The following is a 25,628-nucleotide window of genomic DNA, read 5'->3' on the forward strand; positions in this document are numbered from 1 at the left end:
AGACTTCCTCCACACCTACAACCACCACCGATGCCACACCGCACTCGCAGGCAAGCCCCCCATCAGCCGCGCAAACAACGCTTCAGGGCAATACAGCTAGAGCCATGAACACGTGCTCGGCGTGTCCATGCAGTGCCGCAACAAGCACCTCGCCCTGGGCCGATGTGCACTCCATGACCAAGAAGCGGCGATTGAGACGTGTGCTCTCCCTTAGCCCCGGTTCCCGTACACGCGCCACTTCCAGATCAGGAGGCAACATCAACGGGTTCTTATGACGCGAACGAGGCTCCCAGGACCAGGCCCCGGACTCGATCACAAAGTACCCGCCCGTCCATCCGGGCCCTTGAGGGTCTTTCAGGACACAGAAGACCTTGATACGCCGTCCATCGATGAGGTGACTGGTGATCTTGCGTTGCTGCCTGTTGAGGTTCCAGGCAGCAAGCCCTGCACCACCGGCGAACAGTCCGAACATCACCGGAATCTGATCCATGCGCGCATTGAAGCAGGGCCGAGAGCACTGGAGGAACCCTTTTGCGCATCCCGTATGCCACCGCGAACCAGCTCGCCGCGTGGACCAGAAACCCTGCCCCGGCGGACGCCGACCGGCTGCTCGCCCGCGCGTCCGAGGACATCGACGACGCGCTCCTCACGGCCGTCTACTGCGTCGACGACGCGGGCATGCCGACCGACCCCGACGTCGTCCAGGCCCTCGCCGGCGCCCCGACCTATATGACGCAGTTCTTCCCGGAGGTGAACAGCGGTGACGCTCCAGGCCAGCGCACGGCACGCTGCGGCTGATCGTCTTCATGGGAGCGGCCACCTGCGCCGCACTCACCCTCGGTGGTGGCGCCTGGCTCGCGGGTCTGCTGTAGCGGTGCTGAGGCGCGATCCCGATTTTTCGGAGTTCGGCGGTCTGCGGATGTCGAGAACGTGCCACCGGCTCCGTCCCAGGGACATCAGCGGCCACCACCGGCCGCATGAGGAAGAAGGAGAAACCAGCATGGCGATTCAGCGGATGGACAACGTCGGCATCGTCGTCGAGGACATGGACGCCGCCATCGCGTTCTTCGTGGAACTCGGCATGGAGCTGGAGGGCAGGGCGGAGGTCGAGGGCCCCGTCGCCGACCAGTGCACCGGACTCGACGGCGTCCGCTGTGACATCGCGATGCTCCGGACCCCGGACGGTCACAGCCGGCTCGAGCTGGCGAAGTACCGCAGCCCCGCGGCGATCAGCGCCGGACCGCGCAACCGGCCGCACAACATTCTGGGCACGCACCGCGTAATGTTCGCCGTCGACGACATCGAGGACACCGTTGCCCGCCTGCGCCCTCACGGCGCCGAACTCGTCGGCGAGATCGCCCGGTTCGAGGACAGCTATCTGCTCTGCTACCTCCGCGGCCCGGAGGGCATCATCGTCGGACTGGCCGAGCAACTGCACTGAGCTTGTCTTTTAACCTTGCGGCTGTTCCGAGGTCTTGCCCGGCACAGCCGTCCAGTGGAGCAGCCGGGGCCGTGCGTGCCATGCTCTGCACTCGTGCCATGCGACGAGGCAGGCTGAGCAGTAAGGGCCAGCCGACTAACGGGGGTACTAGATGCAGCCATTGAGTGCCGAGGATCCGCGCCAGGTGGATCGGTTCCGGCTGGTGGGGGTGTTGGGCTCCGGGGGCATGGGCAGGGTGTTCCTGGGACGAGGCACGGACGGCGCGGCGGTGGCGGTCAAGGTGGTGCGGCCGGAGCTGCTGGCCGGCGGGCAGGCCGAGTTCCGGCGTCGGTTCGTCCGCGAGGTTGATGCCGCCCGCAACGTCGGCGCCGCGTTCACTGCGGCGGTGGTCGGCGCCGACCCTGATGCAGAACTCCCTTGGCTTGCAACCGAGTTCGTCCCGGGAATCTCGCTGGGCGAGGCGGTGGCGCGGTTCGGTCCGCTGCCTGAGGCGTCTATGCTGGAGCTGGCGGCGGGTCTGTTCACGGCGTTGGCCGGGGTGCACGCGGCCGGTCTGGTGCACCGGGACATCAAACCATCGAACATCATCCTGGGTGTCGACGGCCCGAAGGTGATCGACTTCGGGATCGCCCGCCTGTCCGGCGCGACTGGCCTGACCCGCACCGGGCAGACCGTGGGGACTTGGGGGTTCATGTCGCCGGAGCAGTTCGAACGCTCCGATGTTGGACCTGAGAGTGACATTTTCTCAGCGGGCGCGGTCCTGGCCTATGCGGGCACCGGGCGCCCCCCGTTCCCCGGCGACTCCCTGCCGGTCCTGTTCGCGAACCTGACGACACGCGACCCCGATCTGGCCGGTCTGCCCGGCTCGCTCGTACCGCTGCTCGGCACCGCGCTCGCCAAGGACCCCGCAGCCCGTCCCGCTGCCGGCGCGGCCCGCGCGATGGTTCCTGCCCCGCCGACGCACGTCGGAGCGGACGCGGGCTGGCTGCCGCGGGCGGTCACCCACGCCATCCTGCGCGCGACCGCCAGCGCGCTGGGCGCCTCCGCCGAACCCGGCACCGCCGAGCCCGGGACCGCGGTAACTGTCCGCGGACACGCGGCCGCTGCGCAGACCCTGCTGGCTCCGGTGGACGTTGCCACGCTCCCCGAGGCCGGCGGCAGCACACCCCAGGCGGACCAGCCGCCGCAAGCGGATCAGCCCTTAGGCGGATGGGGTTGGGCCGTGGCGGAGGTCCTCGCCTTGCTGTGGGGCCTGGCGTTGATGGTCTTCTTCGGCTTGCCGACGCACTTCGAGGACGGGCAGCCCCTGACGTTCCGGGAGCTGACCTCGCTCCTCGTCGTCGGTGTCGGCCCTATGCATTGGGGGCTTTCGGAGCTGCTCGCCAGGAGACTGCCCAAGAAGACCGCCGCCGTTTCGGCGAGGGTCACGACGGGCGTACTCGTGGTGGTGTACCTGGTGTACACGGTGTTCACGGCGTGATCGATGTCAGCTTGCGATTTGTCGTTCGGCTTCGAACAGGTGGACCTGGTGATCACTCGTCCGGGTGTTCCGGGGACGGGGGTACGACCTTCGCGTGATCCTGAACTTGTCCAAGATGTGCAGGACTTGACGCGAAGGCCGTGGTGGTGATTGTTGTGGCACAGGGCGTGCAGTGCGATCCGTTCGCGGAACTGTCACGCTTCCGGGGGCTTCTACGACTGCCTGACCGGGCGGTGCGACGCGCTGTTCGAGCTCACCGACGCGGTGCTGTGCACCGACGGGCCGGTGAAGACCCTGGTGGACCTGGCGCTGGCGCCGGAGCACCGACGCGGGCACGGCGCCATGTACGGCGCGCTGAGCAAGGGCTGTCTGGACGTCGAGCGGCTGCGGACCGCGTTGGCCGACTTGCCGCTGCCCAGGGCTGCTGACGGCCGGCTGGTCCTGGCAGTGGACGTGTCGCCCTGGCTGCGGCCCGACGCTGCCTGTGCCGTTCGGAAACTCATCGCTGCTGCTCGGAGTGGGTCCGGCAAGCCCCGACAGCTTGCTGGAAGCCTGTCCGGGTGGTCGTCTCATTGGTGTATCAGGTGGCTCGGAAGCTGCTCGCGGTCCCGGCGGTGCTGCTGCGCCGGGACGCCGTCAAGGATGCGGAACTGCTCGTGCTGCGCTACGAGAACGCGGTGCTGCGCAGGCAGCTCTCGGGTCCGGTGCGGTACGAGCCGGCAGATCGCCTGTGGTTCGCGGCGCTGTCCTCCCTGATTCCCCGGTGCCGGTGGGCGCAGGTGTTCCCGGTGACGCCCGCGACGCTCCTGGCGTGGCACCGCAGGCTGATCGCGCGCAAGTGGGACTACAGCAAGCGCCGGAGGCGCCCCGGGAGGCCGTCGACCGCGAGTACGGTGAAGGATCTGGTGCTGCGGCTCGCCCGCGAGAACCCGCGGTGGGGCTGTCGTCGAATCCAAGGGGAACTTGTCCGGCTCGGACACCCGGTCGGCTCGACAACGGTCTGGGAGATCCTCACCGCAGCGGGCTTCGATCCAGCCCCACGCCGTGGAGGGCCGACGTGGCGCGAGTTCCTGACCGCGCAAGCCGAGGGCATCATCGCCTGCGACTTCGTCCACATCGACCTGGTCGACCTACGCCGCGTGTACGCGCTGGTATTCCTCGAACACGGCACACGCCGACTCCACATCGCGGGAGTGACTGCCCATCCCACCGGGCCCTGGACGGTACAGCAGGCGAGAAACCTCGCCGTCGAGTTGGGCGTGCGGGTCGACTCGCTGCGTTTCCTGCGCCGCGACCGGGACGCGAAGTACGCCGAGTCCTTCGACGCGGTCTTCGCGGCCGACGGCATCGGCGTCGTGAGGACCGCGCCGCGGGTCCCTCGGATGAACGCGCACTGCGAGCGGGTCATTGGAACCCTGCGTCGCGAGGTCCTCGACCACCTGTTGATCTGGAGCGAGTTCCACGCCCGGCAGGTCCTCGATGCCTATGCCCGGCATTACAACGGTCATCGCCCGCACCAGGCTCGGGGACAACTCCCGCCCCTCGCCCAAGAGCACCCGGTGTCTGTGACCAACCTGACCGCTCACCGGATCCTCCGCACGCGAATACTCGGCGGCGTGATCAGCGAGTACAGGTACGCGGCCTGACCAGCGGCGACGAGTTTCCGAACGGCACACGTCAGGCGCCCCCAGACACCGTCCCAACTGAAGCTGCAGCGCCCACAACGCGTCCGCCAGATTGGCCGTCTCGCCGGTTACCAGGTCGGTCGTCGTGAAGCAGTCACGCATCGCCTGAGCGATCACATGCTCGCCACCACTCGAAGCACTCATGCGGCGGATGTGGGTGCGCTCTCCAGGACTCCGGGCACCTGTTCGCGGAAGGTGTGGCGGCAGCCGAGCGTGGGACACACCAGACGCCGCACCCGCATACGGACCACCACCCGGCGGTCATCGACCGGCACGTCGGTCACCGTCCGCAGCTGATAACCGTGGACCTGCCCAGACAGTGCCCCGCATGCCGGGCAGACAGCGGCCTCCTTTGGCGTCCGGGCCCGCACCACGATCCGCTCGCCGTCGTCCGCCACCTCCTCTATGACCAGCGGGGACAGCCCCGAAAACACCGCCTGCACAAGCTCGTTGACATTCTTCACGCGAATATCAACGACCCTCACGACGCTCCGTCACCACCGAATGGGCGACAGGGCCGTTGATTGGACACTCCCCTGCCTCGGAGCCCGGCTGCGGCGCCGTGGGTATACGGGCGTGGCGGCCGGCGTGCCCCTCGGCATCGACGACCGCGGCGACGTCGTCTGCCTGTAGGCCAACCCCCAAGGGCTGCACGCCAATCTGCTGAGCAACGGCGCGTACACGACGATCGATCCCGCGGCGGCTCAACCGCCGCCGTCGATGACGATGAGCGAGGCGAGATCGTTCGCCCCAGTGCCCCTGCGGGCTGATGCTCCCCGCAGGGGCCGACTGCTCCCTGCAGGGGCCGACGTCCTCGAGGTCGCCTACGGCCGGCCTGTGGATCAGTCGGTGGCTTCCCGTAGAACGGTCTCGGCCTGGTTGCCGGCGTAGTCCTCGAGTACAGCGGTCACCTTGCTATTGGCGCTGGTGAGGGTGACCGACAGTGCTTCCAGGGTGGTGCGGCCGCGGATCACGCGGTCGCGTTCGCCCTGGCTGTATGTGGTGTCGAACGGGATCGGCTTGTCGTTCTCGTACACCGTGAGGGTGTGCCAGTCGGCCAGGGTGGGCTGGGTCAGCGTGAGCGAGGTTCCGGACAGTTCGGCGGCGGACTTCGGGTAGGTCTCGATCTCGGTGTCGGCGAAGGTGCCGGTGGTTGCGACGGCGGTGCCACCGCCGGTGGGGTTCACCGTGGCGACGAAGGCTCCGCCGTCGACCGGCGCGTTGCGGAACGTCGCCGAAGTCTCGCCGCGGCCAGGGTGCAGGACGATGCGACGGCGGTGACCGGCCTGGTCCTCGTCCTCCGCGGCCAGGGTGACCACGGCACCCGGGGAGACCGGCTCGTCCCAGGACACGGTCACCGTGCCTTCCATGGACGCCTTCGCGCTGACGTCACCCGGGCCGTGGGTGAAGTCGTAGCCGATGGTCGCCGGCTTGCTCTTGCTGCCATCCTTGCCGACGGCGACCAGTTGGAGCCTGCCGTGGGTGCCGGTGAAGCCCTTGGCGTAGAAGGTGTCGTCGTAGACGCCGCCGAGGTACTTGCCGTCGGCGTACACGTCGTAGCGCACGACGTCCTTGTAGTCGTCGAGGTGCCATCCAAGGTTCAGCTCGTCCGTGGACGTCAGGGCCTGGTCGATGTGGAAGCCGGTGGGGGCGGCCGGGGTGTGGTCGGCGCCGTCGGAAAGGGCGAGGACGCCGAGGTTGAGCTGGAAGTGGTCGATAGGATCGGCGCCGGGCGTGAGGCCGAGGCCAAGGGTGGAGACCGTCTCGCCTGCGTAGTCGGAGAGGTCGACGGTCGCGGTGCGCCAGCCGCCGCGGGCGGGCTTGGATGCCTTGATCGGCACGCGGACCGTCTTCTTCGGGTCCGACTTGAGGACGAGCGCGAGGCTGAGATCCGCGTCGTCGCCACTCGGCTCCGCGTAGGTGAGCTTCACCTTGGATCCGTCCACGACCTTCAGGTCCGTCTTGTACAGGCGCAGCACCGCGTCGCCGGACAGCTTGCCGCTCACGGCCAGCGAGGAGCCACCCTCGTAGGCGCCGATCTGGTCGTAGTGGAAGCGGTCCGCGGTGACGTAATCCGGGCCGTAGTCGTAGTCGACCTGGAGGCCGTCGGCGCCGGCGCCCTGGAGCCACCACTGCCAGGTCACCGGGGTGTCCTGGATGCCGATGTTGCCCCACTCCCGGTCACTCGCCCGGGCGCCGTCGCGCCAGTAGCCGAGCCCGTGGCCGGTGTTGAAGGTGGTCGCGAACGTGGACCCGGTGATGGCGGTGCGCTCGGCGATGTAGGTGGACATGCCCTTCCACTGGCCGTCGGCCGCCGAGCCGGTGCCGGTCGAGGTGCCGGTCCACCACCGGCGCTCGCGGTCGAAGACCGTCGACTGGTGGTCGTCCTCGGTCTTGTGCTTGTAGTCGGAGTGGACGAAGTCCGCGCCGAGGGTGGCGATCGCGTTCATCGGCCTGCCGTCGTCGCCGAGGTCGTCGGCCAAGTCGTAGGGCTGGTCGAACTGGTAGGTGCCGGCCTCGACGCCGGCGAAGACCTGCCGGCGCGGGTTCACGCCGAGGGACGTAGCGTAGGCGGCGGAGTCCGTGAGCTTCTTGTGGTTCCACCAGTAGTTGAGGAAGATCGAGTCGGCCAGCGGGCCGCGCTCGCTGTTCTGGATGAACGGGGCGTTCCGTGAGGTGAACTCGTTCTCGTAGAGCTTCTTGCCGGTGCCGGCGTCGACCGAGTCGTACCACTGCACGTACAGGCCCTCGGCGCGCAGTGCGGCGAGGAAGTCCATGTAGTCGTCGACGTCCTCGGGGGCGACCTGGCTCTGCTCCTGGTTGAAGAAGTAGCCGTCGAAGCCGAAGTAGTGGGCGACCTCGGCGAGTTTGCGTGCGGCGGGGAAGCCGCCCTTCTTGTCGCGTACGAGCAGTTCGCTGTAGGACTGCGGGCCGCGGTCGTTGTCCGAGAAGAAGACGGTGCCGAGGGACCGCGCGCCGTTGCGGTGGGCGGCGTTTGTGTAGCCGGGGTTGGGCAGGTTGACGGAGCCGAACTCGAACCAGCGTTGGGTCCACTCGGCGGAGGGGTCGTAGGAGTCCTCGGGCACGCCTTCGGTGGGCATGCCGTGCCAGGAGGCGTAGGCGTCGGTGTACTGCCAGTAGTTGAAGAGGTACTGGCTGAACTCGTTGGTGTACGGGTGCGACTCGAAGAAGGCGTTGCCGTAGTCGCCGGCCAGGGTGAGGTTCTGGGTCTCGGCGGGCAGATCAGGGTTGCGCTGGGTGGCTGGGTCGGCACCGGCGCGTTTCTGCAGGGGGATCCGTGCGCGCAGCCTGCCGGCGTCGGTGTCGGTGCGCGGGTCCCAGTCGAGGAGGGTGGTCGCCGAATAGCCGTGCTGGTAGGGCTGGTTCACTCCCTTGGCGCTCTTCCCCTCCCACGGAAGGGTGTCGGACGCCATCGCCATGGGCGGGCTGACGCAGGCCGCGGTGAGTGCGGTGGCGACGGTGACGGCGGCGAGCACCGACCGTCGTCCGAGTACGGGTCTGGCCATGCTTCTCTCTCCCTTGTGAGTAGCTGTCCTGCCCAGGTCAGCCGCGTGCGGGCCGGATGGTGCGGGTCAGGCCCGCCACGTCCAGTCGGCTCACGGCCGTCGGCGCGCCCGGATCGGCGAAGACCCGGTCGGCCGGGATCGTCCAGGTGATCTCGGCCGTCGCGTGCGGTGCGACGCCGAGCCACCCGAAGGCGATCAGTTCACGGGTACGGGGCGTGCGCGTCCCGCCCGAGCGGTGGGCGAAGACGGGGATCACCGAGCCGCTCGGCCCGTCGGAACGGTTCGCCGCGGTCACCCTCAGGACGACGTCGTCCGGCCGTACCGTGACGTCCAGACCGACGACCGCCACATCGCGATACCCCAGGCCGAATCCGAACGGGAGCAGGACCGGCTCCGGGGCATCGCGGTAGCAGTCCATCGCGCTCTGCCGGTCGTTGTGCCGCACCGGTACGGCCGCGGGGTGCCGCGGCAGCGTCATCGGCAGCCGCCCGGTGGGCTCTGCCTCGCCCAGCAGCGCGGCGGCGACCGCCTCGCCGCCGTACGGGCCGGGATACCCGGCCCACAGCACCGCGTCGCAGTACTCGAAGGCGCCGGTCAGGACGTGTGGCCGGCCGGAGACGACGACGGCGGTCACCGGCGCGTCGGTTGCGCCCCGTACCGCCCGCAGGAGTTCGTCCTGCCCGGCGGGCAGCGAGACGTCGGCGAGGTCGACGCCCTCACCGCCGGTGGCCTCGCCGGCGCGTCCGGCGATGGCGCCGTTGTCCGCGAACGCGTCGTCGTAGGAGCGGTGGCTGGTGCCGCCGATCACCACGACGACGGCGTCAGCAGCAGCGAAGGCCGCTGCCCCCACGCCCTCGAAGGTCTCGCCTACGGTGACCTCCGTGCCGGGCAGTACTGCGCGCAGGGCCTCGGAGATGCTTCGGCTCGACCCGGTCGGCAGCGGAGGAACGTAGTCGCCCAGCAGCGCGGGGACGTCATCGGCGTAGGGCCCGACGATGGCGACGCTCCGCAGCCGGCCGGTGTCCAGCGGCAGTGTGGCGGTGCCGTCGCCGCCGGGTCCGTTCTTCAGCAGGACGAGCGACTCGGCGGCGAGCCGCCGTGAGGCGTCACGTGTCACCCCCTGCGCCGCGGTCAGACGGACCACCGACCGGGCCGCGTCCAGACGGACGGGATGACCGGGCTCGCCCAGAAGCCCGAACCGGTCCTTCAGCGTCAGCACCCGCCGGCAGGCGACGTCGAGGGCGTCGGCGACCTGCTCATCGGCTGCGGCCAGGGTGGCGAGGTGGCCGAACGACTCGTCCCACAGCGAGATGTCCACACCGGCCAGCAGTGCGGCCCGGGCCGCACTCGGCAGGTCACCGGTCATCTGGGCGAGCCGGTCCACGGCGAGCCCGTCCGCCATCACGATCCCGTCGAAGCCGTGGTGGCCGCGCAGATACGTGGTCAGGAGATCGTGGTTGGCGCAGCAGGGGACGCCGTCGATGTCGTTGTACGCGGCCATGAAGCCGAGCGCCCCGGCACGCAGGCCAGCCTCGACGGGTGGGAGGTGGATCTCGGCGAGGTCGTGCGGTCCCAGGTGGGCGGACTGGCCGTTGCGTCCGCCGACGGCCTCGCCCTGCGCGGCCAGGTGCTTGAGGACAACGCCGACCCCGCCGTCGCCCACGCGGGAGCGCGCCTCGCCCTGCATGCCCTCGACGACGGCGCGGGTCAGCTCGGCGGCGAGCAGCGGGTCCTCGCCGTAGCACTCCTCGCCGCGTCCCCACCGGGGGTCGCGCAGGACGTCGAGGGCCGAGACAAGGGCGATGTGGACGCCGCTCGCCTCGAGTTCGGCGCCGACACCACGAGCCGCCGCGGCCAGGGACTCGGGCCGCCAGGTGGCGGCGACGGCGAGGTTGACCGGCAGTAGGGTGCCGCCGAGGGCCTGGTGCCCGTGCGGCGCCTCCTCGACCAGCAGCGCCCCGATGCCGTGCCGGTCTGCTGCGGTGACGGCTTCCTGCAGGACCGAGGCCGCCTCGGCGCGCTCCTCGGGCCGGATGCCGTTCGTCCACGACCGGCCGGACCAGGCGTCGGCCCGGAAGAGGCCGTACAGGGCGCCGAGTCCGCCCCAACGGTCGATCTCCTCGCGGGCGTAGTCGCTCAGCCGGAACCCTCCGCGCCGGTCCCGTTCGACGGCGCGCCAGCCGTAGAGGCGCTGGTTGACCTGGCTGGCCTTCTCCTCGACGGTCATGGCGGCCAGGAGGGCTTCGACGCGCGTCGCGTCCGCAGTACCGGTCACCGCCTCCCCCGCGTCCGGTGTCCTCGCCCCGGTCACATCGAGCCCGTCGCGAGCGCCGAACTGTCGCTGACCGCGGAGTAGGCACTCGCGCCTGCGGTGGCGGGCAGGTGCACGGCGGTGACCCCGCGTGCCGCCCGGTCGGCGGCCGAGGCCGCGGTCGCCGAGGTGACGACGGCCGGCCGGCGGCCCTCCCTCGCCAGGTCCATCCAGGCCGTGAAGACCGCGCCGCCCGGCGCGAGATCGGCGCGGCGGACCGGGACATCGTCGGCGTCGACCTCGACGACGACCGCCTCCCGCCGCGGGGCGGGTGCGGCGGCGCGCCCACGCAGCTCTTCGGCTACGGCGGCGAACGCGCGGCCGACGGGCTTGACCTTCCCGTCGGCGTCGAACAGGCCGAGCGAGTACTCGAGTTCGGGGAAGTCCGCGAGCGAGCGGTCGACGTCGTGGGAGCACCACCAAGTCACACCCCACAGGGCCGGACTGTCTGCGGCGTGCCGGGCGGCCTGCTCGCAGAACGCCGGCGCTTCGGACGCGTCGAGGCAGTTGAGCGGCGCGCCGATCTCCTGCAGCCACACCGGCCGGTCGACGTCGGTAGCGAAGGCGCGGGCGAGTTCGACGAGGTACTCGCCGTGCCGCACGCTCTCTGCCGACATGCCGCCGTAGCGCTGCGCCGTGCCGTTGAAGATCCACGAGTGGATCGCGGTGACGTCACCGAGCCGGGCTGCGTGCGTGGGCAGGAAAGGATGGTCGTCGAGGTACCAGACAGCGTCGTACTCGGCGTGCAGGCGCAGGCTTTTGCCGTCCGGCGGCACGGCTTCCAGCAGCGTACGGATCCAGTTCTCGACCTGGTCGGACGACGCACGCATCGGGGCGGGGTGCGGATCGCCGGAGAACTGGTTCACCTCGTTCCCCAGGGTGAGGCCCAGGTAGTTGGGGAGGTCGGCGACGGCTTCGTGTAGCGCACGGGCCAGGTCCGCCTGTGCCTGCAGGGCTCCGGCGTCGGTGAACATGTTCGTCGTGTGCCAGGACGTCAGCCACGCGGGTACGAAGTCGTAGCTCGACATGTGTCCCTGGATGACGTCGACGGAGGCATCGAGACCCGCCTCGCCGGCGATCCGGACCAGCTCGCGCACGTCCGCGAGCGCCCGCGGCCGGATGAGCGTGCGGTTGGGCTGGAGGATCGGCCAGAAGGGAAAGATCCGTACGTGGTCGAGACCCAGCGACGCGATGCCGTCCAGGTCCCGGCGGATCTCGTCCCAGGACGGCTCCAGCCAGGAGTAGAACCAGTCCTTGCGCGGCGTGTAGTTCACACCGAAGCGCAGCGCGGTCATCCTTTGATGCCTCCTTGTTCGAGACCGCGCATGAAGAACCTCTGCAGGGCGGCGAAGAACGCGATGATGGGTACGAGCGCGACGATCGTGCCGGCGGCGATGAGCCGCGGGTCGTCGTAGAACGTGCCCTTGAGCATGTTCAGCCCGACGGTGAGGGTGTAGTTCTGCTCGTCGGAGAGCACGATGAGCGGCCAGAGGAAGTCGTTCCAGGAGGCGACGAACGCGAAGATCGCGACGACTGCTATGACGCCCTTGACCTGCGGTACGCAGATCCGCAGGAAGCGCTGCCAGATGCCGGCGCCGTCGAGGACCGCGGCCTCTTCGAGCTCGTCGGGGATGCCGGCGAAGGCGTTGCGCATCAGCAGTACGTTCAGCGGCGCCACGAGGGTCGGGAGCGCCACGCCCAGCAGGCTGTCGGTCAGTCCGGCGGATCTGATGAGCAGGAACTGGGCGATGATGACCGCCTCGGCCGGTACGAGAAGCGCCGCCACGAAGATCGCCGTGGCCAGGCCGCGGAAGCGGAAGCGCAGTCGGGCGAGTGCGAACCCGGCGGAGGTGGCGAAGAGGACGTTTCCGCCCACGACGAGCAGGGCGACCACTGCGGAGTTGAGTACGAACCGCAGCACGGGGACCCGGTCGAGGACTCCCGTGAAGTTGCTGAGTGTCGGGTGGGAGGGCACCAGGTGCGGGGGCTGCGCGTAGAGGTCGTCGCCCTGGCCCTTGAGCGCCAAGGAGAGCTGCCACAGCAGTGGTCCCGCGAGAAGGATGAACATGAGGACCAGGGCCGCGTAGCGCGCGGCCGATCCCGTGGTGATGCGCATGCGTTGGCGGCTCATCCGTTCTTCCTCTGCCGGTTCTGTGCCACGAGCTGCAGCAGGAGGAAAATGGCCATGATCGCGAACATGACGAGGCTGATGGCGCCGGCGTAACCGGTCCGCGCCTGGAGGCCGGTGCCTTCCCGCTGGATCAGCATGGTCATGGTGAGGTTCTCGCCGCCGGTGCCGCCGGTGCCGCCGGTCAGCATGTAGACCTCGCCGAAGACGCGGAAGGCGGCGATCGAGGAGAACAGCCCGATGAGGCCCATCGTGTTGCGGACGCCGGGCATGGTCACGTGGAGGAATTTGCGCACTGTGCCCGCTCCGTCGACCGCGGCGGAGTCGTAGAGCGAGGGGTCGATGCTGGCCAGCGCCGCCAGGTAGATGACCATGTAGTAGCCCATGCCCATCCAGATGGTGACGAACATGGCACTGAAGAGCAGGAGCCAGCGGTCGGTGAGGAAGGGGATGGGGCCGCTGACGGCCGAGACCCACTCGAGGACGGCGTTGACGAGGCCTCGTCGGTTCAGGAGGTTCGTCCACACCAGGCCCACGATGACCGGGGACATGATCACGGGCAGGTAGTAGCTGGTGCGGAAGAATCCCAGGAGGCGGCCTTTGCCTGCCACGAGCGTGGCGAGGATCAGCGGCAGGAGCACCATGACCGGCACGACGCAGATGACGTAGAGCGTGGAGTTGAGCAGTGCGGTCTGGAAGCGCGAGTCCTCCAGGAGTTCGTGGAAGTTGTCCACTCCGATGAACTGGCCGCCGCGCAGCAGGGTGGCGTCGGTGAAGGAGAGCAGCAGGGTGTTGAAGAAGGGGAAGAGGACGAACGTACACACGACGACAAGTGCGACGCCGAGGAAGAGCCACGGCACGTACCAGCGTCCCTGCGCCCAGTGCACGGGCCGGGCGGGGCGGGTGCGGCCCGCCCGGCGTGTATTCCGCTCAGGGGCGGTGATCGTGCTGGTCATCGCTTCGCCGGTCACTGCTTGGCCAGCCGGTCGTTTGCGTACTTCACGGCGTCGTCGAGGGCCTGCTGCGCCGTCGTCTTGCCGAGTAGCGCCTTGGCGATCTGTTCACGCAGGTTGTCGACGTCGGTGGTTCCCGAGAAGGCTGGCGGCCACCAGACGACGGACTTGCCGACCTGGTTGGCGGCCTCGACGCGGAGTTGGCCCTCGTCGGTGGCGTCGTCCTTGGTGAAGTAGGGGTCCTCCAGCGAGCCCGTGGAGGAGGGGAAAACGGAGGCCTTCTTCGCGAAGGCCATCTGGTTCGCCGGATCGGTGACGAACTTGGCGAACGCCTTGGCGGTCGCGGTGTTCTTCGACTTGGCGTTGACCACGAGGGATTCGAGGTACATGTTCGGCGCGGTGTTGGCGATGAGCGGTCCCATCGCGACCGACTTGGCGACCTTCGGGGCCGTCTTCTTGAGGTCGCTCAGGGTGTATGAGCTGCCGGGGAGCCAGCCGAGCTCACCGGACTTGAAGGAGTCGGCCTCACCGGTCTGGAGCGCGTTGAGGGACTCCTCGGTGAAGCCACTGCCCTTGTAGAGCTTCTGGTAGCGCTTGACCAGTGCGACGCCCTTGGCGTCGTTGAAGGTGAACTTGGTGCCGTCCTTGTCCATGAGCTTGGCGCCGTACATTCCGAAGGTCTCGATGGTGGGCAGCCGCCCGATCATGGAGATGCCCTTGCTGCCGCAGTTCTTGGACATCACGGCGGCCTGGTCGAAGAGCTCGTCGTACGTCTTGGGGAGGTTCTTCGGGTCGAGGCCGCACTTCTTGAAGAGGGCAGTGTTGAAGAACGACGGGCCCGTGTTGAGGTACCAGGGGTAGCCGTAGGTGCCGCCCTTAACGTCCTTGAACGTCATGGCCTTCCACGCGGCCGGAAGGTAGTTCTTCTCGGCTTTCGGGTCGTCCTCGGCGACGTTGAGGAGCGTGCCGGCGTCTGCGAGCGTACGGGCCGCCTCGGGACCCATGTCGACGACGTCAGGGAGGTTTCCCGCAGCGGCGTCGGCGGAGAGCTTGTCCTGGTATCCCTCGGCCGGCTGGTCCACCCACTTCACCGTGGTGCCGGGGTGCTTCTTCTCGAAGGCGTCGACGAGTCCCTCGAAGTACTGCTTGTAGCCGCCCTTGAGGTTCCACGTCTGAAACGTGATCTTGCCGGCTATCTTGCCGCCGGTGTCCGCATCACCGGAGTCTTCGCTCCCGCCGCCTCCCACGCCGCAGCCGGTCAGGGCGAGACTCAGGGCCGCGCTCGCGGCGACGCCGGCGGTCGTCCAGCGGAAGGTTCTGCTCATCGGTGTGCTCCTATGCACTCGGCAGAGGGCGTCAGCCGGAGGGTGACGACCTGGAAGGGTTCGAGGGAGAGTCGGTTGCCGTCGCGCAGCGCGCGCCGGATGCCGCTATCGGGGGTGAGATCGCGCTCGAGGAGATCCGTCTCGCGTACGACGGTGTCGGCGCCGAGCACGTCCGCCCAGCGGAGGGTGGCTGCTGCCCGGCCGCCCTGGGCCTCGTAGAGGCGCGCGACGAGGTCGCCGCTGCCGTCGTCGGCGAGCTTGACCGTGTCCAGCACCAGCAGGCCGGTGGTCTCCGCCAGCTCCAGCAGCGGCTCGACGGCGGGCAGGTCCTCGACGATCGGGGCGTTGAGGGCGTGGGCGGCCGCCACGGTCGCGGCGTGGTCCTCGCCCGGGACGACGGCCCAGCGCATCTGGTGCACGCCCTGGTCGGTCTCCGGGTCGGGGAAGGTGGGCGCGCGCAGCAGCGACAGCCGTACGACGGCGCCGCCGCCGGGTCCGCCAAGGCGAGTGACGTCGCAGCCGTACAGGGAGTCGTTGACGACGCCGATACCGAAGCCCGGCTCGGCGACGTGCACGTAACGGTGGGCGCAGTCCTCGTAGTGGGCAGCGTCCCAGCTGGTGTTGGCGTGGATGCTGCGCTCGACGTAGCCGAACTGCGTCTCGTAGTGGGCGGTGGTGGTGTGCACGGCCAGGGGCAGCGCGACCTTCAGGAGCCGCTCGCGTTCGCGCCAGTCGGCGGTCAGCTCCATCGCGAGCTGCCGCTCGCCCGGTGCCAGGCCGATGCCGAGGGTGAGGCGGGAGCCGCCGGGCAGACCCGAGGTGTGCTCCACAGTCACCTCCGCCGTGCCGTCCTCGCGCGTGCGGGCTCGTACGGAGGCGGGCTCGGTCAGGTCGGTGCGCATCCGGGCGGCGTCGCGGTCGATGTCCCAGGCGTCCCAGCGGACCGGCTCGTCGCGGTGCAGCTGCAGCACGCCGAGCGGTCGGCCCTCGGGCACGAGGTCGCGGCCGGTGGCCGCGTCGCGCAGCGAGACGACATGGCCGCGGGCGTCCACGACGGCCCGCAGCAGCCCGTTGTCGAGCTCGTGTCCGCCGCCGTCCAGCGCGGTCAGCGACACCGCGTCGGCAGCGGTGCCGCAGGCGGCCGGCACCGCCTCCCAGGCGCCGCGGCCGGCCCAGGGCAGCGGGGAGATAATCCCGGCGGGATGGCTCGAGGGGGCGCCGTGCGACAGCTGTTTGCCGGAGCGGGCGATCAACTCGGTGAGCCGCCCGGTCAGGTCCTCGTAGGTGGCGCGGGCCTCGCGGTGCACCCAGGAGACGGACGAGCCGGGCAGGATGTCGTGGAACTGGTGGAGCAGCACCGTCTTCCAGATCTCGTCCAGCTCGGCGGCCGGGTACGGGACGCCGGTGCGCACCGTGGCGCTCGCGGCCAGGTACTCGGCGGTGCGCAGCAGGGCCTCGGAGCGGCGGTTGCCAGCCTTCATGGCCTGCTGGGAGGTGAACGTGCCGCGGTGCAGTTCCAGGTAGAGCTCGCCGACCCACACCGCCGCGCCGTCGCCGAGCTCCTCCTCGGCTTCGGCGAAGAACGCGGAGGGCTTGCGGACGGCGACGCGGGGGGCGCCCTCCAGATCGGCGAAGCGGGCGGCGCGGGCCAGCATCTCGCGGGTCGGTCCGCCGCCGCCGTCGCCGTAGCCGAAGGGCAGCAGGGAGTGCGAGGAGTCGGCCTTGTCACGGAAGTTGGCGACGGCGTGGTGCAGTTCCTTGGCCGTCACCTCGGCCGCGTAGGTGTCGGCGGGCGGGAAGTGGGTGAAGACGCGGCTGCCGTCGATCCCCTCCCACCAGAAGCTGTGGTGGGGGAAGGTGTTGGTGTCGTTCCAGGAGATCTTCTGGGTGAGGAACCAGCGGAAGCCGGCCAGCCGGGCGAGCTGCGGCAGTGCGCCGGAGTAGCCGAAGCTGTCCGGCAGCCAGACCTCCTCGGGCTGCACGCCGAGCCGTTGGGTGAAGTACCGGCGGCCATAGGTGAACTGGCGGACCATCGCCTCACCGCCGGGCATCGTCGTGTCGGACTCCACCCACATGCCGCCGACGGGTACGAACCTGCCCTCGGCGACCCGGGCGCGTACCCGCTGAAACAGCTCGGGCTGGTACTCCTCCAGCCAGGCGAACTGCTGCGCCGACGACATCGCGTACACGAAGTCCGGGTCGGCGTCCATCAGCGCCAGCACGTTGGAGACGGTCCTGGCGACCTTCCTGACGGTCTCGCGCAGCGGCCACAGCCAGGCGGCGTCGATGTGCGCGTGGCCGACCGCCGTGATCCGGTGGGCGCTGGAGTGGGCGGGCCTGGCCAGTTCGGGGGCGAGTGCCGCCCGCGCCCGGGGCACGGTGGCGGTGAGGTCCTGCTCGTCGACGGCGTCGAGTGCCGCGTCGACCGCCCGCAGCAGCCGCCAGTGCCGGGGCTCGTCCTCCCCCACCTCGGCCGCGAGCCCGCCGGCAACCTCCAGGTCGCGCACCAGCTCCCACAGCCCGGAGTCGAAGTCGCACACCTCGGCGCGGGCGAGGTGGTACAGCGGCGCGGGCCCGGCCGTGTGCTTGTCGCCGAGCGACGTGGTGACGAACGGGGGCAGGCCGAGCACCAGCGGGTTGGCGGCGGCCTCGACGTAGACGGTGAAGGTCCCGTCCGCGCGCAGCACCCCGGGCGGGGTTCCCGGGCCGGTCAGCCGGAGCCAGCCGCTGCGCGGGTGGATCGCCTTGATGACCGAGCCGTCCGGCCGGTAGAGCATGGCCTCGGCCTGACCGCCCACCGAGTGGTCCTCCCAGCCGAGTTCGAGCACGAGCTCGGTGATCCGCTCCGGGTCGCGGCGGGCCTCCTCGGGTACGGCGCCGTCCACGCGGAGCCAGGTGGTGGCCCAGGCCGGGCCCCAGCGGTCACCGACCGCGAACGGCTCGTAGACGGGGGCGGACCGATCTGACAACGTTGTCAGATTCAGCGCGTGCGCGGCGGGCACGGGCTCGCCGTCGCCGTCGACCGGCCACGCGGAGAGGTTCACCGCGGACAGCCCGGTGTGGATCCGAGGGACCAGGCGCTGACGCAGGACGCGCTCCAGCCGGTCGAGCGTGGTACGCGGCGCGTGATGCATGAGTGCTTCTGCTTCCCTGGCTGGATCGTCATGATCGGTGAACTGACCGGACACTAAGGCGCTTAAGTTGCCAGTGTCAACGCCTTCCGGGCCTGACATTGTTCGATTACGCGCAGGCGGCCCGGCGCGCGTCAGTCCGCGTCGGCGGGCGTCTCGCCGATGGTGCTCGCCCGGGCCACCAGGGTGGGCACCCGCTCCTCGAAGTCGGCCACCTTCTCCCCCGCCAGGACCTTGAGTAGGCGTTCCGCCACGTCGGCGCCGAAGCCGGCCGGGTCGCGGCGCAGCGCGGTGAGGGCAGGCTGGAGCACCGTACACACGGGCGTGTCCTCCCAGACGACCACCGCGACGTCCTCCGGGATGCGCAGCGCCATCCGCCGGATGGCGCCGACACCGGCGACGGCGAGCACTTCGTTGTCGTAGATCAGCGCGGTCGGCCTCGGGTCGCCGCGCAGCATGGACGTGGTCGCGCTGTCGCCGGCGCCGGCCGAGAAGTCCGTCGCATGGCTGCGGCAGTCCGCGATGCCGAGGTCCGCCGACGCGCGCCAGAAGGACTCGATACGGCGGTGGACGTGGAGCAGGGTGATCGGCCCCGACAGGTAGGCGACCCGCTCGTGTCCCGTCTCCTTGAGATGCCGCATGACGGACGCCATCGCCGCCGCGTCGTCGATGGACACCGACGGGACGACGCCCGCCGGGTCCGGCCCGCCCGCGATCAGCGCGGGCAGGCCGAGTTCCGCCACGGCCTCGGGCCGCGGGTCGTCGCGCCGCAGGTCAACCAGCACGACACCGTCGACCCGATTCTCCCGCTTCCACGTGTGGTAGACGGCGATCTCCTCGTCGACGGAGTCCACGACCTGCAACAGCAGGGCGTACTGTCGACGACTCAGCACCGCCTGCATGCCGGTCATCAGCCGGTGGAAGAACAGCTCGGAGCCGACGTCCTGCGCACTGCGCGCGATGACCAGGCCCACAGTCGCGGTGCCGGCCCCGGTCAGCGCGCGCGCCGCGTGGTGCGGCGACCAATCGAGCTCCTTGGCCGCCTGCAGCACCCGCTGCCGGGTGGCCTCGGACACGCCGGGCTTCCCGTTGAGCGCGAAGGAGGCGGCGGCCTCGGAGATGCCTACGTGGTCGGCGATGTCGCGCAGGGTGGGACGGCGCGCATCGGATCCCATATGAAGCCCCATCGTGTCGCGGGGCGCTCATCGTGGCCCCGGTCTGGGCATGGGCGGAGCGACCCAGAGTGTCGTTGCCCGGATACTTTAGCGCTTTAGCCGCGCCGCTGCGGTCACACCCGGGCTCATTGTCACCCCACCTTGGCGGGCGCGGGTTCGATGCGCCATGGCTGCCTGAATTTTGGGCACCGGGGGCGTAGCCGCTGTTGCGCCGAGCCGCCTCCGGCAGGCGCAAGCGCCCAAACTTCCTGATGGATGGGCCGCTGTCGAACCTCAGCGCCACGAGCTGCGCCACCGGCTACGGGCGGAGAGCGCCCGCTCGACCAGGGGCCTGCCGATGAATAACTCGTCGATCTTGGTGGGGATTACAGGAGGGTGGGGTCGTGCCCGGCGATCGCGGCGAGTTGTTGTGCCGTGGTCACGGTGAGGGCGCCGGCCGGGATCTTGTGCCCGAGCGCGGTGAGCACGGGGGTGACCTTGCCCTTGCCGAATACCTCATCCATCCAGGCGGGAGCGGGTTTCGGCACCCGCCTGGATCCTGCGCCTGCCGAAAACGTCATCCATACAGCTCAGGAGCATCATCGACGGTGCGGCAGGATGAGTTCGTGTTGCTTCGTCTCGCCAACTTGACCCCCACCAACATGTTCGCCGCACTGCGGTTACTGCCGATGAGCGACCGCGACAAGGACGCGGAAATCCTCGCCTTGCGCCACCAACTCACCGTCCTGGAGCGGTAGCTCGAAGCAGACCGAGTGAAGTTCACTGCGGAAGACCGGGCGTTCCTTGCCGCTCTGTTGGCGCCCCTGGCCCGCCAGTCCCTGCGACGGCTCCGGCTACTGGTCCGGCCCGACACCGTGCTGCACTGGCACCTCGAACTGATCAAACGGCACCACGCACGCACCTGCCGGCCGAAGAAGCCGGGCCGACCACCCACCGTCCCCTCCATCCGCACACTGGTCCTGCGCCTGGTCCGCGAGAACCCATCGTGGGGCTACCGCAGAGTGCACGGCGAACTCACCACCCTCGGCGTCCAGATCGACGCCTCCACCGTCTGGGAAATCCTCACCTCCGAGGGCCTCGCCCCGGCGCCCGACCGGGCTGCCACCACCTGGGCCGACTTCCTCCGCTCCCAAGCCGACACCCTCCTGGCCTGCGACTTCATCGAAACCGTCACCCTGACTGGACGGCGCCAGTACATCCTCACCGTCGTCGAACATGCCACCCGTCGCGTCCGCATCCTCGGCACCCCCGCGCACCCCACTGCGGCCTGGCTCACTCAGGCCGCCCGCAATCTGGTCATGGACCTGTCGGACGCCAACACCGCTGTCCAGTACCTGATCCGGGACCGGGACGCAAAGTACCCCGACCTCTTCGACGAGATCCTGGCCGACGCCGGCATCCAGGTCATGCTCACCGGCGTCCGGATCCCGCGCATGAACGCCATCATGGAGAGGTGGGTCCAGACCTGCCGCCACGAACTGCTGGACCGCACCCTCATCCGGAACGAACGCCACCTACGCCACGCGCTCCGCCAGTTCGAACTGCACTACAACACCCACCGACCTCACCAAGCGCTCCAGAAGGCAGCGCCTCAGCGCCCCGTCCCTGAACCGCTTAACCCCGCACAGATCACCCGGCTGAAGGTACGCCGGAGAGAGCGCCTCGGCGGAGTCCTCCACGAGTACCAAGATGCCGCTTGAACTGCACGGATGGAGTTTTCGGCAAGCGCAGCCCCTGCTGGGCCTCGCGGTACTGCCCGGCTGCGCGCTGTTCGTGCTGTGGCGCAACTGCGGCCACATGACGGCGTTCGAGCGGGCGGGGACGGATTCCTTCGGAGAAACGGACATCCATGCTATCGCCCGCTGAGCGGCTCCGCGCCGAGATCCGGACGGCGGCAGCGGCCGCCCACGCCCGTACGGCCATGCCCGACCTGCCGTTCTCCCGGTATCGACGGTTCGCCGACGACGGCAACCGGCTCGCGTACGAGACTGCGTACTTCGAGCGCCGCGCCCACGTGCTCGCGCTCGCCGCCGAGGCCCTGACCGACCCGGCCGCGCCGACCGACGATCTGGCGGACGCCCTGTGGTCGGTCTGCGACGAGTACACCTGGGCGCTGCCCGCGCACGACCTCCACGCGACGTCCCTGGACCGCGGCATGGAGCAGTGCCTCGACCTGTCCGCCGCGCTGACCGCGCACCTCCTTGCCGAGACGGTGGGGGTGTGCGGCGACCGGCTCGACATACGGGTGGCCGCGCGGGTGCGGGAGCACGTGGACCGGCGCGTCCTGTCCCTGCTCGCCGACGACGAGCGGCTCCTGCCGTGGGAGGGCTGGGCGCACAACTGGGCCGCGGTGTGCGCGGGCGCGTCCGGACTCGCGGCCCTGGCCCTGTGGGAGCGGGGGCCGCGCCTCGACCGCCTCCTCGGGCGCTGCCGCCGTGCGATGGAGACTTTCCTGAGCGGATACGGCGACGACGGCGGGTGCGCGGAGGGCGTCGGCTACTGGGTGTTCGGCTTCTCCCATTTCGTCTATTTCGCCGAGGAATTGGGGCAGCACACCGGCGAGGATCTCCTCTCCCGCCCCAAGGTGGCGGCCATCGCCCGCTTCCCCGGCGCGGTGCACCTGGGCGGCGGCCTCTTCCCTGCCTTCTCGGACGCGGAGGAACGCCCGCGCATCCCCGCCGGCCTCGCGCACCTGCTCACGGAGCGATGCGGCGCCCACTTCCCGCCGGAGGCCGTCGACAGCGGCATGCCGAGGGACTGGGGCGACCTCAGCAGAACGCTGCGCTGGGCGGACGGCGGCGAGCCCCTCCGTGGGCCCGCACCCGCCCCGGTCCTGCCCTTGCCGAATACCTCATCCATGCAGGTGGGAGCGAGTTTCGGCGCCGACCGAGACCGCTTGAGTCGTCGCTATCGCGTGGCGGCGGTGGGCGCGGCATGATGATCAGTCGTGCTGCTGAGACTGGCGTTGCGCCTGCCGGAAATCTCGTCCGCGCAGGTCACCGGCCGCGTTCCCAGCCACGCTCCCTGGACACGGCATGATCACCAATTGTGCTGATCCGCTTCGCCTATCTCGCCGTCACCCACGCCTTCGCCGCGCTGCGGCTACTACCAATGAACGCCCGCGACAAAGACATCGAGATCCTCGCGCTCCGCCACCAAATCACCGTCCTGCAGCGACAACTCGGCCCCGGCAAGCCCGCGTTCCGGTCCGAGGACCGAGCCTTCCTCGCCGCGCCGCTGACGCCACTGCCCCGCGCGGCACTGCGCCGGCTGCAGCTGCTCGTCCAACCCGACACCGTGCTCCGCTGGCACCGCGACCTCGTCAAGCGACGCCACGCGAAGACCTCCCGCGCCAAACGGCCCGGACGGCCACCTACCGTCCGCTCCATCCGCCTCCTGACCCTGCGTCTGGTCCGCGAGAACCCGCACTGGGGATATCGCAGAGTGCACGGCGAACTCGCCACCCTAGGCATCAAGATCGCCGCCTCCACCGTCTGGGAAATCCTCAAACAAGAAGACATCGACCCAGCTCCCGACCGTACCGCCACCACATGGGCAACGTTCCTGCGCTCTCAGGCCGACGCCCTGCTGGCCTGCGACTTCATCGAGAGCGTCACCCTGACCGGCCAACGCCAGTACATCTTGGCCGTCATCGAACACGCCACCCGTCGCGTCCGCGTCCTTGGTACCACCGCGCATCCGAACGCTTCCTGGGTCGCCCAAGCCGCGAAGAATCTGGTCATGGACCTCGAGGATGCCGACAGCCAGGCGCGGTACCTGATCCGAGACCGCGACGCGAAGTTCCCCGCCTTGTTCGACCGGATCCTCGCCGACGCCGGCATCGAGGTCGTGCTCAGCGGCATCCGCACGCCACGCATGAACTCGATCATGGAGCGGTGGGTGCAGACCTGCCGCCACGAACTCCTGGATCGCACCCTCATCTGGAACGAGCTTCACCTCCGCCACGTCCTTCTCGAATTCGAGACCCATCACAACACCCACCGACCCCACCAGGCCATGAGACAGGCAGCGCCGCTCCGCCCAGTGCCCCAACCCATCACCGATCCCGACGAAATCGCCCGTCTCGACATACATCGACACGACCGACTCGGCGGCACCCTCCACGAGTACCGACATGCCGCTTGACCAGCACGGACGAGATTTTCGGCAGACGCACCCTTGATCGGGGCAGCTGTGCCGAGAGTCGGCCGGATGCCGCGCCGCCCCAGCTGACCGGCTGCGCCCGCCCCGGCAGGACGACGCGCGCCGCCGCGGACACCTCGGCGGTGCCGCCCCGGTTTGCAGCTGATCACCACCTCGTACGCGTGCGGCCACGTCTGACGGGCGAGTGCGCCCAGTTGCAGCCGCAGTTGGGCGCGCCCGCCGCCGCACGGGGTTGTGGCGGCGGGCGCGGCAACCGAGCGTGTGCGCCCGGGCGTTCAGCCCTCCTCGGCGACCATCACCCAGCTCAACTGGATGTCGGACGACCGGGTCGGGATCACGTCGAGCGTGATGGCACCGTCCGCATTCGGGGTGACACCGGTGTACGCGCCCGCGGTCGGCGCGTCGGTGAACAGCCGCTGGCCATCCACGACCTCACCGTTGACGGTGACCCGCGCGGCGCGGTTGGCCCACGGCCACGGGTCGTAGTAGCCGGCGTGCACCGTGTACGTACGGGAGGGGTCGAGGCCACCCATGGTGTACGTGAGGGTCCGGCCGGAGACGGCGTAGCGCAGGGTGGTGTAGAGGTCACCGCCGGAGACGTTGCGCGCCTTGCTGCCCTCGCTGGTGTAACCCCAGATGGCGCCGGTGGCCGCGTCCTTGCCGAGCGCTTGCTCCGGCACGGAGTTGAGGACCGTGCCCGAGCGCCGTGCCACCGCGACGAGCCGCGTCCAGTCGTCGGTGGTGTCGCCGCCCGCGTTGACCGCGTACCGCAGCCGCTTGGGCACGACGAGCAGGTCGCGGGTGAACGTGCGCCCGCCGAAGTCGACGAGCGTGCCGGTGACCGGGCACATTCCCGGCCGGGTGAGCGCGCTGGTGTCCCAGGTGACGCGGGAGGTGCGCCGCTCGCCTCCGGAGGTGTACGAGACGGTGCGCGGCAGGTCGGGGGCCGCGCCGAGCCAGACGTGGCCGGGGAGTTCGGCGTTCACGGTGTAGCGGGCCTGGGCGGTGAGGTCGTCCTCCAGGGTCCAGCTGTCGAGCCACGGCAGCGTCATCGAGTCACCCTCGCCGAACCTCAACGGCAGCCAGATGTACGGGGAGTTGGCGAGGTCGGAGGGCGTCCACCGGTCGCCCATGTACACGTACTTGCCGGCCTTCGCATCGACCGGAATCACGGACGTGGACTGCGACTTGTACGTGGTGGACGCGCCGTCGCCGGTCGCCGGGTTCCCGTGGTCGGTCCACTCGCCGAGGATGTCGGTGGCGGTGGCGTACGAGGCCGGGTTGGGGTCCCAGCCGGTGGCGCCCGAGGTGATCAGGTAGTAGGTGCCGCCGAACTTGAAGAGGGCGGGGGCCTCGCGGTGCGCACCGATGTAGGGGCGGGTGAAGTCCACGCCCTTGACGGCCTTGTCGGGCGCAGTGGCCAGGTAGGTGTAGTCGGCGTCGAGGCGCGAGACGAACAGCGAGTAGTTCTCCTCGCTGGAGTAGATGATGTACGCCGTGCCGTCGTCGTCGACGAAGAGGTTCATGTCGCGGGCCATGCCCGGGTTGTCCGGCTGGTAGTTGTCCTCGCCCTCGGGAGCAACGTGCAGCCGGTAGCTGTCGATGTAGCGGAACGGGCTGGTCGGGGAGTCGGAGACCGCCACGCCTGCGCGCGCCTTGGCGTACTGGGCGCCCGACGTCGCCGAAGACCCGTCGGCGTGGATCCACATGACCCACTTGCCCGTGCGGGCGTTGTGGATGACCTTGGGGCGCTCGATGATCGCCGGGTTGACGGTGCTGCTGACCTGCTTGGTGCCGAGGTCGCGATAGACGGCGGCGCGCTGGTCGGCGTCGTAGTCCGCGTACAGGGACGCGAAGTAGGCATCGGTGTCGAACTGGTCGGCCGACTCCATGGCGCGCAGGGCGAGGCCCTCGTCCGTCCAGTGGTGCAGGTCGCGCGAGGAGTACACGTGCACACCAGGGCTGTTGTAGTAGCCGTTGCTGCGGTCCTCGCCGTACCAGTACCAGATCCGGGCACCGGCCTCGTCCGTGGCGGCGACGACCTGGCCGCCGTGGGCCTGTATGACGTTCCCGGCGGTGTCCCGCCACGGCTGGCCGGGGGTGAAAGGGGTGGATGTGTCGCCCCCGGTATCAGCGGACGCCGCCGACGCGTGCGTGGCGGGCAGCGCGGCGACGAGCGGCAGCGCGGCAAGTCCCGCGGCGGCCCGCAGAACGGAGCGGCGCGAGGCGGCGGGGTTGACGTGGCGTGACAGCACGGCGAGTTGTCCGATCCCTTGAGGTGAAGACGGGGTGGAGGGGGCGGCTGCGG

At 69.7% G+C, this 25,628-nt stretch carries 20 protein-coding genes and 3 pseudogenes; 11 read left to right on the forward strand and 12 right to left on the reverse strand.

All coding sequences use genetic code 11. The annotated features are described in order from the left end of the window. Positions 1–100 (forward strand): annotated as a pseudogene (locus tag AC07EJ_RS39350) (IS481 family transposase); the annotation flags it as partial. Here AC07EJ_RS39350 and AC07EJ_RS39355 read toward each other — a convergent pair. Continuing rightward, the gene (locus tag AC07EJ_RS39355; RefSeq protein WP_478886024.1) at positions 83–490 is read right to left on the reverse strand and encodes a hypothetical protein; all 408 of its coding nucleotides are present in this window, start codon (positions 488–490) and stop codon (positions 83–85) included. The pseudogene AC07EJ_RS39350 and the gene AC07EJ_RS39355 sit on opposite strands and share 18 nt — an antisense overlap. A gap of 41 nt (positions 491–531) precedes the next feature. Between AC07EJ_RS39355 and AC07EJ_RS39360 the strand changes: the two genes are divergently transcribed. The 5 genes and pseudogenes from AC07EJ_RS39360 to AC07EJ_RS39380 all read left to right on the forward strand — a co-directional run bounded on the left by AC07EJ_RS39360 (position 532) and on the right by AC07EJ_RS39380 (position 4,567). Further along, positions 532–798, forward strand: a complete 267-nt coding sequence (locus AC07EJ_RS39360) for a hypothetical protein (protein ID WP_478886025.1) — start codon at positions 532–534, stop codon at positions 796–798. A 202-nt stretch (positions 799–1,000) separates the two neighbouring features. Next, complete coding sequence (locus tag AC07EJ_RS39365) at positions 1,001–1,441, forward strand: VOC family protein (RefSeq protein ID WP_389488735.1); 441 nt, start codon at positions 1,001–1,003, stop codon at positions 1,439–1,441. A 184-nt stretch (positions 1,442–1,625) separates the two neighbouring features. Then, positions 1,626–2,921: a serine/threonine-protein kinase gene (locus AC07EJ_RS39370; RefSeq protein WP_478886026.1), complete on the forward strand. Its 1,296-nt coding sequence runs from the start codon at positions 1,626–1,628 to the stop codon at positions 2,919–2,921. Positions 2,922–3,076: 155 nt separating this feature from the next. Then, positions 3,077–3,402, forward strand: a pseudogene (locus AC07EJ_RS39375) (transposase); the annotation flags it as partial. A gap of 79 nt (positions 3,403–3,481) precedes the next feature. After that, the gene (locus AC07EJ_RS39380) at positions 3,482–4,567 is read left to right on the forward strand and encodes an integrase core domain-containing protein (protein ID WP_478886027.1); all 1,086 of its coding nucleotides are present in this window, start codon (positions 3,482–3,484) and stop codon (positions 4,565–4,567) included. Positions 4,568–4,770: 203 nt separating this feature from the next. Here the strand turns inward: AC07EJ_RS39380 and AC07EJ_RS39385 are convergent. From AC07EJ_RS39385 to AC07EJ_RS39430, 10 genes and pseudogenes are all read right to left on the reverse strand, one after another. Next, positions 4,771–5,070, reverse strand: a pseudogene (locus tag AC07EJ_RS39385) (transposase family protein); the annotation flags it as partial. Between the two features lie 378 nt (positions 5,071–5,448). Beyond that, positions 5,449–8,133, reverse strand: a complete 2,685-nt coding sequence (locus AC07EJ_RS39390) for an endo-beta-N-acetylglucosaminidase (protein WP_478886028.1) — start codon at positions 8,131–8,133, stop codon at positions 5,449–5,451. Between the two features lie 37 nt (positions 8,134–8,170). Beyond that, positions 8,171–10,408 (reverse strand): glycoside hydrolase family 3 protein, encoded by a 2,238-nt coding sequence (locus AC07EJ_RS39395; protein WP_389488744.1) that lies wholly within the window; start codon positions 10,406–10,408, stop codon positions 8,171–8,173. A gap of 32 nt (positions 10,409–10,440) precedes the next feature. Further along, positions 10,441–11,739 carry a glycoside hydrolase 5 family protein gene (locus AC07EJ_RS39400; RefSeq protein ID WP_389533963.1) on the reverse strand — a complete coding sequence of 433 codons (1,299 nt, stop codon included), beginning with the start codon at positions 11,737–11,739 and terminating at the stop codon, positions 10,441–10,443. Continuing rightward, positions 11,736–12,575, reverse strand: coding sequence for a carbohydrate ABC transporter permease (locus AC07EJ_RS39405; protein WP_389488749.1), 840 nt, complete (start codon positions 12,573–12,575; stop codon positions 11,736–11,738). Before AC07EJ_RS39405 ends, AC07EJ_RS39400 begins: the two co-directional genes overlap by 4 nt. Next, a complete protein-coding gene (locus tag AC07EJ_RS39410) occupies positions 12,572–13,528 on the reverse strand; it encodes a carbohydrate ABC transporter permease (RefSeq protein ID WP_389488751.1) in 957 nt (318 codons plus the stop codon). Before AC07EJ_RS39410 ends, AC07EJ_RS39405 begins: the two co-directional genes overlap by 4 nt. An 11-nt stretch (positions 13,529–13,539) precedes the next feature. Further along, the gene (locus AC07EJ_RS39415; protein WP_389488753.1) at positions 13,540–14,850 is read right to left on the reverse strand and encodes an ABC transporter substrate-binding protein; all 1,311 of its coding nucleotides are present in this window, start codon (positions 14,848–14,850) and stop codon (positions 13,540–13,542) included. Then, positions 14,847–17,984 carry an alpha-mannosidase gene (locus AC07EJ_RS39420; RefSeq protein ID WP_478886029.1) on the reverse strand — a complete coding sequence of 1,046 codons (3,138 nt, stop codon included), beginning with the start codon at positions 17,982–17,984 and terminating at the stop codon, positions 14,847–14,849. The genes AC07EJ_RS39415 and AC07EJ_RS39420 overlap by 4 nt, the downstream gene beginning before the upstream one ends. 131 nt (positions 17,985–18,115) lie before the next feature. Further along, a complete protein-coding gene (locus tag AC07EJ_RS39425) occupies positions 18,116–19,156 on the reverse strand; it encodes a LacI family DNA-binding transcriptional regulator (protein ID WP_389488758.1) in 1,041 nt (346 codons plus the stop codon). A 365-nt stretch (positions 19,157–19,521) separates the two neighbouring features. Then, positions 19,522–19,683 carry a hypothetical protein gene (locus AC07EJ_RS39430; protein ID WP_389488818.1) on the reverse strand — a complete coding sequence of 54 codons (162 nt, stop codon included), beginning with the start codon at positions 19,681–19,683 and terminating at the stop codon, positions 19,522–19,524. Between the two features lie 78 nt (positions 19,684–19,761). Here AC07EJ_RS39430 and AC07EJ_RS39435 point away from each other — a divergent pair, with 78 nt between their 5' ends. From AC07EJ_RS39435 to AC07EJ_RS39455, 5 genes are all read left to right on the forward strand, one after another. Next, positions 19,762–19,893, forward strand: a complete 132-nt coding sequence (locus AC07EJ_RS39435; RefSeq protein ID WP_389488760.1) for a hypothetical protein — start codon at positions 19,762–19,764, stop codon at positions 19,891–19,893. Positions 19,894–19,908: 15 nt separating this feature from the next. After that, on the forward strand, positions 19,909–20,856 hold the full coding sequence (locus AC07EJ_RS39440) for an integrase core domain-containing protein (protein WP_478886030.1): 948 nt from the start codon (positions 19,909–19,911) through the stop codon (positions 20,854–20,856). After that, entirely contained in the window at positions 20,846–21,022 is a 177-nt protein-coding gene (locus tag AC07EJ_RS39445; RefSeq protein WP_478886031.1) for a hypothetical protein, read from the forward strand. Before AC07EJ_RS39440 ends, AC07EJ_RS39445 begins: the two co-directional genes overlap by 11 nt. Next, positions 21,006–22,094, forward strand: coding sequence for a hypothetical protein (locus AC07EJ_RS39450; protein WP_478886032.1), 1,089 nt, complete (start codon positions 21,006–21,008; stop codon positions 22,092–22,094). Before AC07EJ_RS39445 ends, AC07EJ_RS39450 begins: the two co-directional genes overlap by 17 nt. A gap of 110 nt (positions 22,095–22,204) precedes the next feature. Continuing rightward, complete coding sequence (locus AC07EJ_RS39455) at positions 22,205–23,302, forward strand: integrase core domain-containing protein (RefSeq protein ID WP_478886033.1); 1,098 nt, start codon at positions 22,205–22,207, stop codon at positions 23,300–23,302. A gap of 293 nt (positions 23,303–23,595) precedes the next feature. Here AC07EJ_RS39455 and AC07EJ_RS39460 read toward each other — a convergent pair whose 3' ends face one another. Then, complete coding sequence (locus tag AC07EJ_RS39460; RefSeq protein WP_478886034.1) at positions 23,596–25,575, reverse strand: glycoside hydrolase family 43 protein; 1,980 nt, start codon at positions 25,573–25,575, stop codon at positions 23,596–23,598. Positions 25,576–25,628 lie beyond the last annotated feature (53 nt).

The sequence above is a fragment of the Streptomyces sp. NPDC045026 genome, from assembly GCF_056432625.1.